The organism is Ectobacillus ponti, assembly GCF_024294785.1.
In the GTDB taxonomy this organism is placed as follows: domain Bacteria; phylum Bacillota; class Bacilli; order Bacillales; family Bacillaceae_G; genus Ectobacillus; species Ectobacillus ponti.
In genome coordinates this window covers 16,147-29,078 of sequence record NZ_JANCLT010000015.1, presented here as the reverse complement: position 1 = coordinate 29,078, position 12,932 = coordinate 16,147, and the positions used below count along the sequence as shown (strand labels likewise).

18 protein-coding genes are annotated in these 12,932 nt (G+C 52.5%); 4 read left to right on the top strand and 14 right to left on the bottom strand.

What is annotated here, in order from left to right:
* Positions 1-24: 24 nt before the first annotated feature.
* Positions 25-1,038, bottom strand: a complete 1,014-nt coding sequence (asnA, locus tag NK662_RS20170; protein ID WP_254760765.1) for an aspartate--ammonia ligase — start codon at positions 1,036-1,038, stop codon at positions 25-27.
* A 206-nt stretch (positions 1,039-1,244) separates the two neighbouring features.
* Positions 1,245-1,676, bottom strand: a complete 432-nt coding sequence (locus NK662_RS20165) for an NUDIX hydrolase (RefSeq protein ID WP_254760764.1) — start codon at positions 1,674-1,676, stop codon at positions 1,245-1,247.
* A gap of 104 nt (positions 1,677-1,780) precedes the next feature.
* Between NK662_RS20165 and NK662_RS20160 the strand changes: the two genes are divergently transcribed.
* Complete coding sequence (locus tag NK662_RS20160) at positions 1,781-2,098, top strand: hypothetical protein (protein ID WP_254760763.1); 318 nt, start codon at positions 1,781-1,783, stop codon at positions 2,096-2,098.
* A gap of 569 nt (positions 2,099-2,667) precedes the next feature.
* Positions 2,668-2,820: a hypothetical protein gene (locus NK662_RS20155; protein ID WP_254760762.1), complete on the top strand. Its 153-nt coding sequence runs from the start codon at positions 2,668-2,670 to the stop codon at positions 2,818-2,820.
* Positions 2,821-2,864: 44 nt separating this feature from the next.
* Here the strand turns inward: NK662_RS20155 and NK662_RS20150 are convergent, their stop codons facing one another.
* The 4 genes from NK662_RS20150 to NK662_RS20135 form a co-directional block, all read right to left on the bottom strand.
* Positions 2,865-4,040, bottom strand: coding sequence for an acetyl-CoA C-acetyltransferase (locus NK662_RS20150; RefSeq protein WP_254760761.1), 1,176 nt, complete (start codon positions 4,038-4,040; stop codon positions 2,865-2,867).
* A gap of 292 nt (positions 4,041-4,332) precedes the next feature.
* The gene (locus tag NK662_RS20145; RefSeq protein ID WP_254760760.1) at positions 4,333-4,728 is read right to left on the bottom strand and encodes a GNAT family N-acetyltransferase; all 396 of its coding nucleotides are present in this window, start codon (positions 4,726-4,728) and stop codon (positions 4,333-4,335) included.
* Entirely contained in the window at positions 4,725-5,537 is an 813-nt protein-coding gene (gene coaW / locus NK662_RS20140; protein ID WP_254760759.1) for a type II pantothenate kinase, read from the bottom strand. The genes NK662_RS20145 and coaW overlap by 4 nt, the downstream gene beginning before the upstream one ends.
* Positions 5,538-5,541: 4 nt before the next feature.
* Positions 5,542-5,991, bottom strand: coding sequence for an NUDIX hydrolase (locus NK662_RS20135; protein WP_254760758.1), 450 nt, complete (start codon positions 5,989-5,991; stop codon positions 5,542-5,544).
* 140 nt (positions 5,992-6,131) lie between these two features.
* On the opposite strand from NK662_RS20135, the gene brfA reads away from it, so the two are divergent.
* Positions 6,132-6,416: a ribosome rescue factor BrfA gene (gene brfA, locus NK662_RS20130; protein ID WP_254760757.1), complete on the top strand. Its 285-nt coding sequence runs from the start codon at positions 6,132-6,134 to the stop codon at positions 6,414-6,416.
* Between the two features lie 208 nt (positions 6,417-6,624).
* Here brfA and NK662_RS20125 read toward each other — a convergent pair whose 3' ends face one another.
* Positions 6,625-6,918: a DUF3928 family protein gene (locus NK662_RS20125; protein ID WP_254760756.1), complete on the bottom strand. Its 294-nt coding sequence runs from the start codon at positions 6,916-6,918 to the stop codon at positions 6,625-6,627.
* A gap of 76 nt (positions 6,919-6,994) precedes the next feature.
* Positions 6,995-7,165 (bottom strand): hypothetical protein, encoded by a 171-nt coding sequence (locus NK662_RS20120; protein ID WP_254760755.1) that lies wholly within the window; start codon positions 7,163-7,165, stop codon positions 6,995-6,997.
* A 276-nt stretch (positions 7,166-7,441) separates the two neighbouring features.
* Between NK662_RS20120 and NK662_RS20115 the strand changes: the two genes are divergently transcribed.
* A complete protein-coding gene (locus tag NK662_RS20115) occupies positions 7,442-8,062 on the top strand; it encodes a DUF955 domain-containing protein (RefSeq protein ID WP_254760754.1) in 621 nt (206 codons plus the stop codon).
* A 47-nt stretch (positions 8,063-8,109) separates the two neighbouring features.
* Here the strand turns inward: NK662_RS20115 and NK662_RS20110 are convergent, their stop codons facing one another.
* The 6 genes from NK662_RS20110 to NK662_RS20085 form a co-directional block, all read right to left on the bottom strand.
* A complete protein-coding gene (locus tag NK662_RS20110; RefSeq protein WP_254760753.1) occupies positions 8,110-8,556 on the bottom strand; it encodes a DinB family protein in 447 nt (148 codons plus the stop codon).
* 103 nt (positions 8,557-8,659) lie between these two features.
* Positions 8,660-8,800: a YvrJ family protein gene (locus tag NK662_RS20105; protein WP_254760752.1), complete on the bottom strand. Its 141-nt coding sequence runs from the start codon at positions 8,798-8,800 to the stop codon at positions 8,660-8,662.
* A 57-nt stretch (positions 8,801-8,857) separates the two neighbouring features.
* Complete coding sequence (locus NK662_RS20100; RefSeq protein ID WP_254760751.1) at positions 8,858-10,042, bottom strand: Ger(x)C family spore germination protein; 1,185 nt, start codon at positions 10,040-10,042, stop codon at positions 8,858-8,860.
* Positions 10,039-11,577 (bottom strand): spore germination protein, encoded by a 1,539-nt coding sequence (locus NK662_RS20095; protein WP_254760750.1) that lies wholly within the window; start codon positions 11,575-11,577, stop codon positions 10,039-10,041. Before NK662_RS20095 ends, NK662_RS20100 begins: the two co-directional genes overlap by 4 nt.
* A complete protein-coding gene (locus NK662_RS20090; protein WP_254760749.1) occupies positions 11,555-12,676 on the bottom strand; it encodes a GerAB/ArcD/ProY family transporter in 1,122 nt (373 codons plus the stop codon). Before NK662_RS20090 ends, NK662_RS20095 begins: the two co-directional genes overlap by 23 nt.
* Positions 12,676-12,891, bottom strand: a complete 216-nt coding sequence (locus NK662_RS20085; RefSeq protein ID WP_254760748.1) for a hypothetical protein — start codon at positions 12,889-12,891, stop codon at positions 12,676-12,678. The genes NK662_RS20090 and NK662_RS20085 overlap by 1 nt, the downstream gene beginning before the upstream one ends.
* Positions 12,892-12,932: the final 41 nt, after the last annotated feature.

The following is a 12,932-nucleotide window of genomic DNA, read 5'->3' as shown; positions in this document are numbered from 1 at the left end:
CCTTTCCATTTACATATTGATTCCTTACAGCAAAGGAATATTGCCTTCGCGGCACTCCTGCATAATCCGGTCGTTCCAGACAGATACCTGCACTTCGCCGATATGTGCCTTCTGCAGGAAGAACATGCACAAGCGGGATTGCCCGATGCCGCCGCCGATTGTGTATGGCACCTTGCCATTTAAAACAGCCTGATGATACTCCAGTTCTTTGCGTTCCTCATCCCCCGTCAGCCGCAGCTGCCGCAGCAGGGCTGCCTCGTCGACGCGGATTCCCATGGAAGACACTTCAAACGCCATTTCAAGCGCGGGATTCCACAGCACAATATCCCCATTCAGCGTCCAGTCATCATAATCCGGGGAGCGGCCATCATGCTTCATGCCGGAGCGCAGCGCGCCGCCGATCTGCATCACGAAGATGGCGCCGTGCTCCTTCGCGGCTTCATCCTCCCGCTGCTTCGGTGTCAGGTCCGGGTACAAATCCTCCAGCTCCTGTGAGGTGATGAACACGATTTCATCCGGCAGGGACGGCCGCAGAGACGGGTATTGCTGGTGTACGTAGCGCTCGGTCTGCTTCAGGACACGATAGATCTTCCGCACCTCTTCCTGGAGCGTCAGAACGCTGCGCTGCCCCTTGGCGATGACTTTTTCCCAGTCCCATTGATCCACGTACATCGAGTGCAGATTGTCAAGCTCCTCATCCCGACGGATGGCATTCATATCTGTGTACAGCCCTTGGCCCAACCCGAATCCATACTTCGCCAGCGCCATCCGCTTCCATTTCGCGAGCGACTGCACAATCTCAATCGGTGCTTCCTGCGCGTCGAGTGCATCGAAGGAGACCATCCGTTCCACGCCATTCAGGTTATCGTTCACGCCATGTCCGGATTGCACAATCAGCGGCGCCGACACGCGCATCAGGTTCAATGTCTCAGACAGGCGTTTTTCGAAATAGTCCTTCACCTGCTTAATGGCTCGTTCTGTCTCCAGCAAATTCAGCTTCGACCGATAGCCGGCCGGTACTAGGGTTGTTTTTGTCACTTCTCATCATCCTCCAACGCTGTACTGGAAGCTTTGGGCTAACGTGCTTTCATCAAGTATGTAACAAGACCTGACATCGTCTCCTCTGCTCCCGTACAGTGTATGAAGGGAGAGCTTGGTGCTGCGCATGAAAACTGAAAATTTATGCATGCCTGCCCGCGCAGCCATAAAAAAAACAGAGACTTTCCCTGTACTGCCGCTCGTTTTTACAGCGAGGATCGGACCTGCTCAGCCCGTCGCAGGCTTTCCTTTGTCCGCGGCGGCATATCCGGATGCTCCATAGTTTCTTCATATGTCATCCATAACAGCTGCCCCACTTCCTCCGGACTTTTTGCATATGCTTCTCCCCTCGGGTTCTCACAAAGAAATACGATGTTCATAACATGCACACCATAGTCTGTTTGAAAAGACGAGCTATGCACATAGTGCACTTGCCCGGCTTCCAAGCCCACCTCTTCTCCCACTTCACGTCTGACTGTTTTCTCCAAAATATCCGGTTCGCTGCCATGATAATCAGCCTTGCCGCCAACCAGTGCCAGGGCACCGGGCGCATGCTTTTCCTGCAGTCCGCGCTGAATGATGAGCCATCTGCCATCCCGGTACAAGGCCGCTTCCACATTCACAATAAATAGACCCACATATTCACATCCCATCGAGTTTGCGTTTTCCGACACAGACAAATGTCTGCATGATTGCTATTATACTAGTAGAGGAAAATTTTTGAAATAGGGGATGACTTATCATGAGCAACACAGTTCGGTTGTGGAAATGGGGAACTGGGCTACTGGAGGCTGTTTTGGGAATACCGTTTCTTGGAGGGCTGTTAATCATCTCACTGGGTTGGGCACCGCTTCTCGTAATGCTCGTTCTGCACATCGCTGCTGTTCTCATCACCCGCCAGCATCATCTGCCGGCGCGCGGCAATATTCTGGGCATCATTGCCTCCTGCCTCGGCTGGATTCCATTTGTCGGCATGCTGCTGCACATTGTCACTGCTGTTGTCATTCTTGCTGATGCCTATCAATATGAAAAACAGAACAGATTTCATATACAATACTAGAGCGGAAGGGGCAGACCGAAACGTGCAATACGGTTCCCACCTAAAGCAACCAAGCAATAGGCCATAACTGCAAACCTTGCATTAGGAAGGGTTCCAGTTATGGTTTATTTGTATTTCAGTTGCATATGATTTTGGGTTCCATCACGCTGCTCCCTGCCGGTCTGAAAAAATTTGGACAATCCCTGCGTTTTAGTATCAAAATGACAAGGGCGGCCGAGGCTCAAACAGGAATTGTTTCATTTTGAGAAGAGATTGTTTCATTTTTTGATTTTTTTGTTTCATTTTTTGAAGAAGATTGCTCCACTTTTTGATTTTTTTGTTTCGTTGCTTGCCATCCAACCGGGGAGACAGCTCCGTTTTGTTTCACCTATTCTAGTTTTGTTCCATTACAGTCTCTATTGTTGCACGTCAGTACGAAAGAAGGAACCTGATCCGGCCACAGATGTTGCATTCGCCCACAATAGTTTTTCTGGTATTCATGCGCCTGTCACAGGCAAACAGAATCAGTACGCTTCGGCACATATCCCATAGAGGACGGAGACATACTGTCACTAGAGGAGGCTTGCAAAATGAAAAAAGACAAAACACCAAACGTATCAGGCACCTTCCAGACGGCCCATGACCCTAGTGAATCCCGCGCGGAGGATTTGAAGGAGCTGCAGAAGAAGCAGGATTTGGATGAGGAATCCATGTACTGTGCCCGGCTGTTCATGGAGGATTAGCACGAAAAAAATCCCGCCGTACTGGCGGGATTTCTCGTGTTCTCTTACAGTGCTTCCACGAACAGGGCAACACCGATGCCGCCGCCGACGCAGAGGGAAGAGATGCCCTTCTCCAAACCGCGGCGCTTCAGCTCATGAATCAAGCTGACTGTGATGCGGGCGCCAGTTGCGCCGATTGGATGGCCAAGGCCGACGCCGCTTCCGTTCACATTTGTCTTCTCGCGGTCCAGGCCAAGGTTCTTTTCTACTGCCAGGTACTGGCCGGCAAATGCTTCGTTGATTTCCACCAGATCAGCATCCTCAATGCTCCAGCCTACATTTTGCAGACCCTTTTGCACGGCAGGAACCGGACCGATTCCCATGATGCTTGGATCTACACCGGCAACAGAATAGCCGACAATGCGCGCCAACGGCTGCAGGCCCTTCTCCTTGGCCAGCTCTTCGCTCATCAGCACCAGTGCGGCTGCACCGTCATTGATGCCGGAAGCGTTGCCCGCTGTTACGGAACCGCCCTTACGGAATGCAGGCTTCAAGCCAGCGAGCTTCTCCAGTGTCAGGTCAGCGCGGACATGCTCGTCACGGGATACAACTGTTTCCTTGCGGCGCTCCTTCACTGTAATTGGTACGATTTGCGATTCAAAGTACCCATTTTCAATTGCGTTCAGGGCGCGCTGATGGCTTTGCAATGCCACTTCGTCCTGCTCTTCTCTTGTAATCTCGTATTTTTCAACTACGTTTTCCGCTGTTTCACCCATCATAATGTGCAAGAGTGGATCTTCAAGAACTTCCCACACCGTGTCACGGACCTCGCTGTGCTGCAGGCGCGCGCCCCAACGATGCTGCTTCATGACATACGGGCTGGAGCTCATCGCTTCCACACCGCCCGCCACAACAACGTCGCTGACGCCAAGCTGAATCTGCATCGCCGCAGAAATGATGGCCTGCATACCGGACGCACACTGGCGCTGAATGGTATAGCCCGTGACCGTGTCAGGGAAGCCTGCCGCCAGAGCTGCTGTTCTTGCCGTGTTTGGCATGTCCGTTCTTTGAATACAATGGCCGAGAATGACTTCGTTCACTTCATGAGGCTCTACGCCGCCCCGTTTTACTGCTTCCTGCAAAACCGGTACTGCCAGGTCAAGCGGGCTCAGGTTTTTGAAGGCGCCGCCAAATGTTCCGATCGGGGAACGAACTGCTGATGTGATGACTACATTTCGCATTGCATTGTCTCCTCTCAATTGTATGTATATGCCTTCATGATAGAGAAACCTTGTTGTCTGCATATCTATCATACAATGATTCTGCATGAAAAATCAAAATATTTTAAATAAAATGCAAGTTTTGTCAAATGATGGCGAATTATTTCATCAGCGGGACGTTCTGCCTCCCCTGCGGGACGCATATGAATGAAACGAGAATGCAACACCAGGATTTTCCCCATAGGTTTATGCTGGAAAGGGACCCGTTTTTGCAGGCATACACAGCCCGCAAAGCAGCGTCCCTTCTTTTTATCTACTCATTCATCGTTTTACGGAAGCCGTAAAATGGCCGGAAGCCACGCGCCTCGTAGTATGTATGAGAGGTGCTGGATGCCAGCATTTCCATCCGCGTCTCTGGGTATAAGGCATGTGCGCGCTGGAGCAGCGCCTTGCCCGCCCCGAGCCCGCGGCAGGCCGGCCGCACGAGCAGCTCACATATATAGAGCGTCACCACTCCATCCGTCAGCCCTCGCACATACCCTGCCAATTCTCCCTCTGCCAGCGCCACCAAAGCAATCTGGGAGCTTCGCCATGCGGCTTGCCATTCTTCGGACCGGGCGGCCAAATTGTGCCAGCCTTCCGCAGCCGTGAGCTGCCGGATTTCCATAAAATCAGATTCCTTGTACGAACGTATTTCCAGTTCTGTCATGCATGCTCCTCCCAGAGTGAAAATAACGCGCCAATTGCCCCGCAGCAGCTGCCGTTCTGAAGCACCAGCGGCACCCTTCCCTGCAGACGCACATACCGCTCGGCTGTTTCCCGCAGCGGCCGGTTGCGGAGAAAGGCAGATCCGGCAAAGACAATATGCGTAACACCGTATTGCTCCGCCGCCTGCAGGCTCATGCCGGTCACCACCTCGCCAACCATGCCGATTAAGGCGGCAGCCAGGTGCTCCGGTTCCGCCTGCCGCAGGCCGGGATGGCTGAAATTTGCAGCCGTCAGATCTCCCGCAAGCGGCGGCGCCTCCTCATAAATATCGCAGACCCGTAAGTCCACAGCCTCACGCCGGCCCTGCTCTGCCAAGGCCACGATGTCCCGAAATGATGTCTTTCCCGTCAGCAGGCTGCCAAGGCCCAGAATCGTGCCGCCTCCCACCCCTGTTCCGGTGAGGCGGCGGCTGCCGTCCTTTCCGGCCAAATGCAGCGATGTACCCGTCCCGACCTGCGCCAGAATGAATGCTTCTCCTGCAGGCAGCCCCTCCTGTTCCGCCAGATAACGGGCGCCCCGGGCTGCAGCCGCAAATTCCCCCATTGCCAGGCTGTCTGCAAAATACGGCCGCAGAAGCGCTGCCTTTCCGCCGGTCACACACACCTGTGCGTGCGGCAGATGCCGTTGCACCCAATCCGCCGCCGCTGCGGGCTGTGATGCCGGAAAGAGCTTATACAGAAGCTTCTGCCGGTCTACATAGGCGATTTTAATTAACGTGCCGCCAGCATCAATGCCTGCTCTTGTTCTCATCTCTTTACTCCGTCAGCGTGACAAAGAAGCTGCGCAAAATATTCTCGGCTGTCATATTCAGCTTCGGCAGCCTGTCAATGGGAAAATACTTCAGTGCAATTCCCTCATCGTCCGTCTGCAGCTCTCCCTGCACCCGGTCTGTCTGAAATACGTGAATGACATTGTATACCTCATCTCCATGCGGATAACGGTAATAGAACTCTTTGCCGGACAGCACGCCCAAAAACCGCAGATTCCGGCTGGACAGCCCCGTCTCCTCCAACAGCTCTCTAGCCGCCGTCTCTTCGATTGTCTCCCCCGGCTCCATTGCTCCGCCGGGCACACCCCAATCACCTGTATCGCTTCGCAGCTGCAATAAAATCTCATGCTGTTCGTTTGTCACCAGAACTGCGGAACCGACCATAATCAGCGGCCTTGTCCCCACCAGCTCCCGTATCTCTTCCATATAAGCCATTTGCTCTCCGCCCCTCTCATTCACCCTATTGTTATGTATGCATGTCCGCTTCCAGCATTTCCACTTTCTTGTTGACAAATCCTCTGCTTCTACTATAATAGCAGAAACAGGAAATTCCTGTATGAAAAGGAGTGTGGCATATGGCAAAGTCAACTGCACGCAAGCTGCGGGAAAAACGGCTGCGGGAAGGCCGGCCGGATTGCACCGCTGCCAGAGGCGGACAGCATACCGCCTTATCCCTGCATGAACGCAGGACAAAAACCGCCGCTGAGCGCAAAACGCACCGGCACAAGCAAGAACTGCTCCAGCTGCAGAAGCAATGGAAGGGCCGTACATCCGCCCGCGCGGATGACGGCTTTTTTATGTATTGCCGTGAAAGAGAAGCGCTACGGCGCCAATTATATATAAAAATGAAAACAATATGAATACACCGCTTGTCTCAACTGCCTCTTCCTGTTTATACTGCCGCATCGTGGCGATGCACAGATGGAATACAATGAATGCTGTAATTGGGGCGGTGCATGCCAAAATCCAGCCAAGGTGCATCTTTCTCCCCCCTCTCCCCTTGTTTCGCCAACCATCGGCAGCATTCCTGTTAAACAAACATAAAAAGACGAAGAATTTCTTCTCCGTCTAATGGGCAAAGCTCTCATATTTGACATCTTCAAACGCCTGCTCGATTGCAGCATCATTATAATGGACGTAGGTAAATCGGCTGAGCTCCAGCAAGCGGGCAATTTCCCGCAATGCCTCTTTCTCCTCACCTGCCGCCTGCAGGGCAATCCGGACAAAAAATTTCTTCCAACCGCGTTCATAGGATGTGTGAGCATCCTCTACCCGTACATCCTCCACCCCCGGTATGCAACGGATATAACTCGCAAATTGATATACAGCTTCCCGTCCTGAGATGATCTTAAACGTATACATCTCTCTCCCCCCTTATCCTTATGATACACAAGAAGATAAGGCCATCCGGCAAACAGATATGGATATTTCCTGAATTTTACTTAGCTTCCTTTCTTCCGGTAAAAAAGGCTGCAGCCAAAATACTGACTGTTCCCAGAGACGCTCCAATTGTAGCTGCATTATCCGCCACATCATACAACGCGACCGCGCCGCTGAAGCAGACTGCCGCGAGCCCGCAAAATAGACCTGCTTTTCCCCGTTCCTTCATCTGCACCATCCTCCTGTATTTCAACACACGTACATGTGGTTTTATTATATCACAAAAAGAAAATCCCCCCCGTGGTTTCGTCCTTCATTTTTCGATAGTCTTCGCACTGCTTTCCTGTCCTCACCGGCAGGAGGGCATGTATATATGTCGATTTTCGTCTATTCATGAATATGTTTGTACCGTACAACATGCAGGAATGACGCACTTGGGCAAGGGTACAAGCGGAGACGGGCGGGGCCGCATACACTGTTGTATCACACATTCGAGGTGTTGCACGTGTATGTCAATGTTTGTGTTTGCATCGCGCCAGGCGCCGAAACCGGCAATGGCCGTATTGCCCGTGATTTTGCGGCTGCCCGGCATATTTGGCATCCTATCTCCTTTCAAGCTGCCAAGATGGTGAAGCTTGGCGCCTCCTACACATTTGCAGATCAAGAAATCAGCTACCGGACGCCCTTTCATCAGCAGGAAAAGGTGCACAAGCTGCTGATGCATTGTTTATCGCTTGCGCCCGATGCCGATATATATGTATGCTATGTCGGCGGCTACTACTTTTACGAGACAGGCGTTATTGCCTGCGCCCACTCCCGCCTGATCCACGGCAAGCTGAAGGGCTTCATTCTCATGGCAAATGGGGCTGCCCATCCGGCAAATATGTATACGCTCGCACATGAAATCGGCCATGTATTGCTTACCCGTTCTGAGCAGGGGCGCCTCACCAATGCCGATCCTGATTCGCCGGACGGACTTGTCCATCATCCAAACCCGCGCAACCTGATGCATGAGGTGCTGCCTGTCCCGCGTCGTTTCCGGCGCGCAGCGGATCTCCTCACAGCCTCGCAGCGGCGGACTGCTTACGACAGTCCCATTCTGCGTCCGAACCCTCCCCGACTGTAATATACAAAAAAAGGGTAATCTGCAACACAGCAGATTACCCTTTGGCTTTAACCAAGAATGCGTTTCATGGCCTTCATTTGGCCGGCGTGGTCTGCCTCATGAACAATCATCAGACCGTACAAGTCGCCAAATGTCTCCAGATTGCCGAACGGAAATTGGAATGGCAGCTTTTGTGCAAACAAGTCCTCCGGCAGCTCCCGAATACGCGCAGCCTGCGCTTCCAGCTGTGCCTTCAGCTCGGATAAAGCCGGCACATCCCCGCTCCAATCGGCTGGCTTTGTGCCAGGGCTGAACAGCTTGCCATATTCCAACGGCAGATGCTGTGTTTTCTCCGGATAGCCGAACATGAACTTTTCACCTGCGACCAGCACGTGGCCGGCATGCCACAGAATATTGTTGTTGAACCCTTGCGGCTGCTTGTTTGCCGTCTCCTCCGTCACCTCACCGAGAAACTTCAGCAGTCCTCCGCGCACCAAATCAAATTGCTTGGACATTAGAACCCGCTCCTTTTATGTAAAATATGACGCTCATGCACTACTATAAGCGATGCCGGCACAAATGTAAAAGAAGAAGGAGCCTCGGGCCCCTTCTTTCCCATTATGATTCCCGCATCTGCTGCGGCAGCTTCTCAATTGCCAAAATAACGCCTTCGAGCTTGCTTTCCACACGGTGCAGCAGGTACAGCGTTACAACAATGGGAAATCCGACGTTGCCGATGTTTGAAACCCATTCTTCCATGTACTCTCCCCTCCCTTCTGCCCTATATATAAAGCTGAGGGCAAAAAAGCGGCAAATTTACTCGATATCCTGAATAAATGTGTTCGTACGGATGCCGGACCGGACTAGATTCGTATCCACCTGCACCGTCACTTTTGCCCGGGCAAACGCTTCATCCCAATCCTTAATTTCCTTAAATTGCTTATACTGCTGCCGGTACATATGCTCGCCAAATCCAAAAATGTCACTCTTATATGTCCGCTGGACAAGCGAAATCGTGGACAGGATCTGCTGTTCCACATGCCTGGACAGCAGCTTGTTGAAATACGCATAGGATTTCTGTTCCGCGAGCGGCTGCAGGCATTCCGTATTATCGATGCGCCCTTCCTGGGTAATATAGATATGGAAATACGGCCGGCCATTCCGGTAGGAGGCCTTTACTTCCGCATGAGTGTCATACAGCCGGGCCATCACGGACCTTTTGCTCCCCGGCTTACACAAGACAGATACCTGATCCCGGTTCATCTGATTCGTGACCCACATGTAGCTTTTCGTATCCTGCAGTTCCAGAAATCCAACCAGCTTTTCTTTGTTAAATACAGCCAAGTTAGAAATGGTCACCACTGGTTCAGGCAGTGTTTCCTGTTCCATCCGGCCTGTTTTGGTTCTATCTCCCTTCAACGTCAAAGCCGGCAGCACCCCTTCCTTGCCCGGTTCCACAAGCATTTGCACGAATTCCCGCAGATGGGTTTCTGGACTGATGGCCCAATTGAGGCTGGCGGAATGAATTTGCTTGCGGAGCTTAAAGGTACTGACCTTTTGAATCGGATATGTCGTGCGCAGCAGTTCCTGTGCGGTGGCATCCTTGGCAACCACAAGCTGCAGCCGGTTTCGGGCCTGCCGGCTGCGTTCGAGCCAGTCGAGCACATCCACAAACCCCCGCCGGGCCACCTCCTCACTGACCGCAAACAGCTGCATATGCGAAAAGACAAGCTCACGGGCAATTTTCGTATGAATGCGTTCCAAAATCTCATGCATGGAGTTTCCTTCAATGGAAACAACGACAGATTGAGAAGAGCCGCCTTCACTTTGCCCCTTGGAATATTCAGTGGCATTCAGCGCTTCCACACTCAGCCGATAACGGTGCTTCTTCCCGGCGTCCAGTCCCATTCCGGTCACAAGCGAAATCTGGTTCAGCTCCGCTTGGTCCCAGCAGCCCGTAAGACAGCACAACAACAGAAACAACGGCAGCAGCTTCCTCATGACTCCTCCTCCGGCTGATGGTCCGAGATTGGCGTGGAGGTGTGGCTGCGATTGACATGAAAGGGGAGCCGGAATGTCCGATAGCCCTTTGTCAGCGCCCACGCCGGCATACGGAGAAATACATCCTTTTGGTCTTGTTCAATCAGCGGGGCAATCGGGGCAAAGTACGGCACCCCGAAGGAGCGCAGCGATACGAGGTGAATAATCATGGCAGCTGTCACAAGCAGGATGCCGTACAGCCCGAGCACACCCGCTCCAAGGGCCACAAGAAACCGAAGCAACCGGGATGAGCTGGAAAAGCTGTAGATGGGCGACACAAAGCTGGCAATGGCAGTTAAGGAAACCACAATTACCATGACTGTCGAAACAACCCCGGCTTCCACTGCAGCTTGGCCAATGACAAGAGCCCCGACAATTGAAACAGTCTGGCCGACAGCCCGCGGCATCCTGACGCCGGCTTCCCGGAGAATTTCAAACGTGATTTCCATGATGAACAGCTCCACCACTGCCGGAAACGGAACATTCTCCCGTTGGCTGATAATGCTGACAAGCAGCGGCGTCGGCACCAGTTCATAATGGTAGGTTGTCAACGCCACATACAAGCCGGGCAGCAAGAGGGAGATGAAGTAAGCCAAATAACGGATGATCCGCAGGAAGGAGGACATAAGAAACGGCTGATAATAGTCCTCTGATACCTGAAAGAAATCATTAAAAACGGTGGGAACGGTCAGCACAAACGGACTGCCGTCCACCAAAACAGCCACCTTTCCCTGTATGAGATGGAGGCAGGCTGTGTCAGGCCGTTCTGTACTATAAGTGGTTGGAAACAAGGTAAATGCCTTATCTGTAATAAATTCCTCCACTTGTCCTGAATCCAAAATGGCATCACCGTAGATTTGCCCGATGCGGTGCCGGACTTCTTTCACGATATGCTCAGGCACCTTGCCTTCTATATAAGCGATGCTGACCCGCGTCTTCGTGTCGTCTCCGATGTTGGAGGATTCAAACCTAAGCTTGGGATTGCGCAGCCGCTGCCGCACCAAGGCCTTATTGACGGCAAGCGCCTCAACAAAGCTGTCCTTCGGTCCGCGCACCACGGTTTGCGTGCTGGCTTCCACGACTGACCGCTTTTGCACAGCAGACATCTGCAGGCCCAGCGCAGTTGTCAGCCCCTCCACAAGCAGCAGAACATTTCCGCGCAGCAGAGCCTGCACCGCCTGTTCCAGGTCTTGAATGTATTGGTAGGGCACACCGTTTAAAAATGTCCGGCGCAAAGCCTCCAGTTGCTCCGTTCCTCTCAAGTGTGGCTGTCCGGACAAATCGGTTTGCGTCAAGGCCTCCGCAACCTGCTTGCTCACTTCTTTGCTGTCCACCAGCGTGCTGAAGTACAGCAGCACACCCTCCGTTCCCGCTATGCTGACGGGGATTTTCTTAAAATCATCCGTCTGGCCGAACTCTTCCGTAATCCTCTTTTGGTTTGCCGTTGCATGTGGTGCAAGCGGCGTACTGCCCTTAGGTTTTGCTTGCTGCGGCACGGCCGCCCCCCTCCTTTCGCTGCTTGATCCACAGCACGAGCAAGGCAAGGCCCGGAATGCCGATCTGCAGCGGCACATGGACGTACCGGGTGACAAATTCCACACCCTCCTGCAAATGCTCGGCATAGTTGTAGGATACGAGCACAGCACTCATGCCGACAATCATCGAGACAGGAAATACAAATTGCCGGTACGGCCTGCTTGTCAAGTGCTCAATTCCCTGTAAGGCGCAAAATAGAAAAATACCCGATTTCACGATAATGCCCAGCATCATCACAAACACAATCAGCGCGTCCACCCGCTCCACGAACTCGCCAATGGAAATATTCTTGGCGGTCCCCAACAGCGGAAAGCTTGCCCGTCCCCGCGTTTCGGAGCCAAGCGCGGCAATTTGTACCGCTACGGCCAGCGTCACCAGCATGCCGCTGATTCCCACTCCAATCAGACTGTATTTCTTGATCTGTTTTACATCCGACACGAGCGGCAGCACCATCGAAAATGTGACTAGCTCGCCGAATGGAAAGGTAAGGAGACCCGGAAAGACAGCCCGCAGAACCGGCATGGGGCCATCGCCAAGCACTGGGCGGAAGCTGTTGAAGTGGATGCCCTTACTGGCCCAGAGCATCATAATAATGGCAAAAATGAAGATGAAGACTGTCGGTGAAAACACCTCTGCTGTCCGGCCTGTCACCTCAATCCCTTTATACACCATGTAAGCCACCAGAAAGGTCAGCGTAAAGATGATTACCTCCATAGGTGTATAGGGCAAAATGGCCGTGTTGATGAGTTCACTGAAATCACGCGTTACCCTTGCTGCAATATATATGAAATAGACAGTGTACAAAAAAGAAAGCGCCAGCCCGGCCCATTTTCCAAAAGCCAGCCCGAAAATACCATAGAGATGCTTCCTGTCTGACAACTGGGAAAGCTTGTAATACAGACTGATGAGAAGCATGCCCAAGCCTGTTGCCGCCAAGCAGGCAATCCAGGCATCCTGCTTCGCCTCTGTGCCGATGCCGACAACAACAGCACTGCCAATTTCAAAGTTGAGCATCAGAATCAGAAACTGCCAGATTGTGATATTTTCTCTCTCCTTCATCACACTTGCCCCGCCCGCTTTTTGCTGCTGTACATGCTGACAGCACTCCACAAGCCGCCGACTGCCAGCGTAAAGTAGACGGTCATTCGATTCTCCCGGCAAAAAACAAGGTGCTGCAGGGAAGTCAGATAGGGCTGCTGGAACAAAATAGCATCAAATATCGCCATGACTGCAACAAGCACAGCTGCATATAACCCGAACACAAGCACTGTCATCGCAATCTCCCCTTTCTATGTCTTCCTTATTATGGATGATT

Excerpts from the sequence above, each read along its gene's own strand:
- NK662_RS20160 (WP_254760763.1), top strand. The coding sequence starts at position 1,781 with ATGAGCAACACAGTTCGGTTGTGGAAATGGGGAACTGGGCTACTGGAG.
- NK662_RS20155 (WP_254760762.1), top strand. The coding sequence starts at position 2,668 with ATGAAAAAAGACAAAACACCAAACGTATCAGGCACCTTCCAGACGGCC.
- NK662_RS20150 (WP_254760761.1), bottom strand. The coding sequence starts at position 4,040 with ATGCGAAATGTAGTCATCACATCAGCAGTTCGTTCCCCGATCGGAACA.
- NK662_RS20145 (WP_254760760.1), bottom strand. The coding sequence starts at position 4,728 with ATGACAGAACTGGAAATACGTTCGTACAAGGAATCTGATTTTATGGAA.
- coaW (WP_254760759.1), bottom strand. The coding sequence starts at position 5,537 with ATGAGAACAAGAGCAGGCATTGATGCTGGCGGCACGTTAATTAAAATC.
- NK662_RS20135 (WP_254760758.1), bottom strand. The coding sequence starts at position 5,991 with ATGGCTTATATGGAAGAGATACGGGAGCTGGTGGGGACAAGGCCGCTG.
- brfA (WP_254760757.1), top strand. The coding sequence starts at position 6,132 with ATGGCAAAGTCAACTGCACGCAAGCTGCGGGAAAAACGGCTGCGGGAA.
- NK662_RS20125 (WP_254760756.1), bottom strand. The coding sequence starts at position 6,918 with ATGTATACGTTTAAGATCATCTCAGGACGGGAAGCTGTATATCAATTT.
- NK662_RS20120 (WP_254760755.1), bottom strand. The coding sequence starts at position 7,165 with ATGAAGGAACGGGGAAAAGCAGGTCTATTTTGCGGGCTCGCGGCAGTC.
- NK662_RS20110 (WP_254760753.1), bottom strand. The coding sequence starts at position 8,556 with ATGTCCAAGCAATTTGATTTGGTGCGCGGAGGACTGCTGAAGTTTCTC.
- NK662_RS20105 (WP_254760752.1), bottom strand. The coding sequence starts at position 8,800 with ATGGAAGAATGGGTTTCAAACATCGGCAACGTCGGATTTCCCATTGTT.
- NK662_RS20100 (WP_254760751.1), bottom strand. The coding sequence starts at position 10,042 with ATGAGGAAGCTGCTGCCGTTGTTTCTGTTGTTGTGCTGTCTTACGGGC.
- NK662_RS20090 (WP_254760749.1), bottom strand. The coding sequence starts at position 12,676 with ATGAAGGAGAGAGAAAATATCACAATCTGGCAGTTTCTGATTCTGATG.
- NK662_RS20085 (WP_254760748.1), bottom strand. The coding sequence starts at position 12,891 with ATGACAGTGCTTGTGTTCGGGTTATATGCAGCTGTGCTTGTTGCAGTC.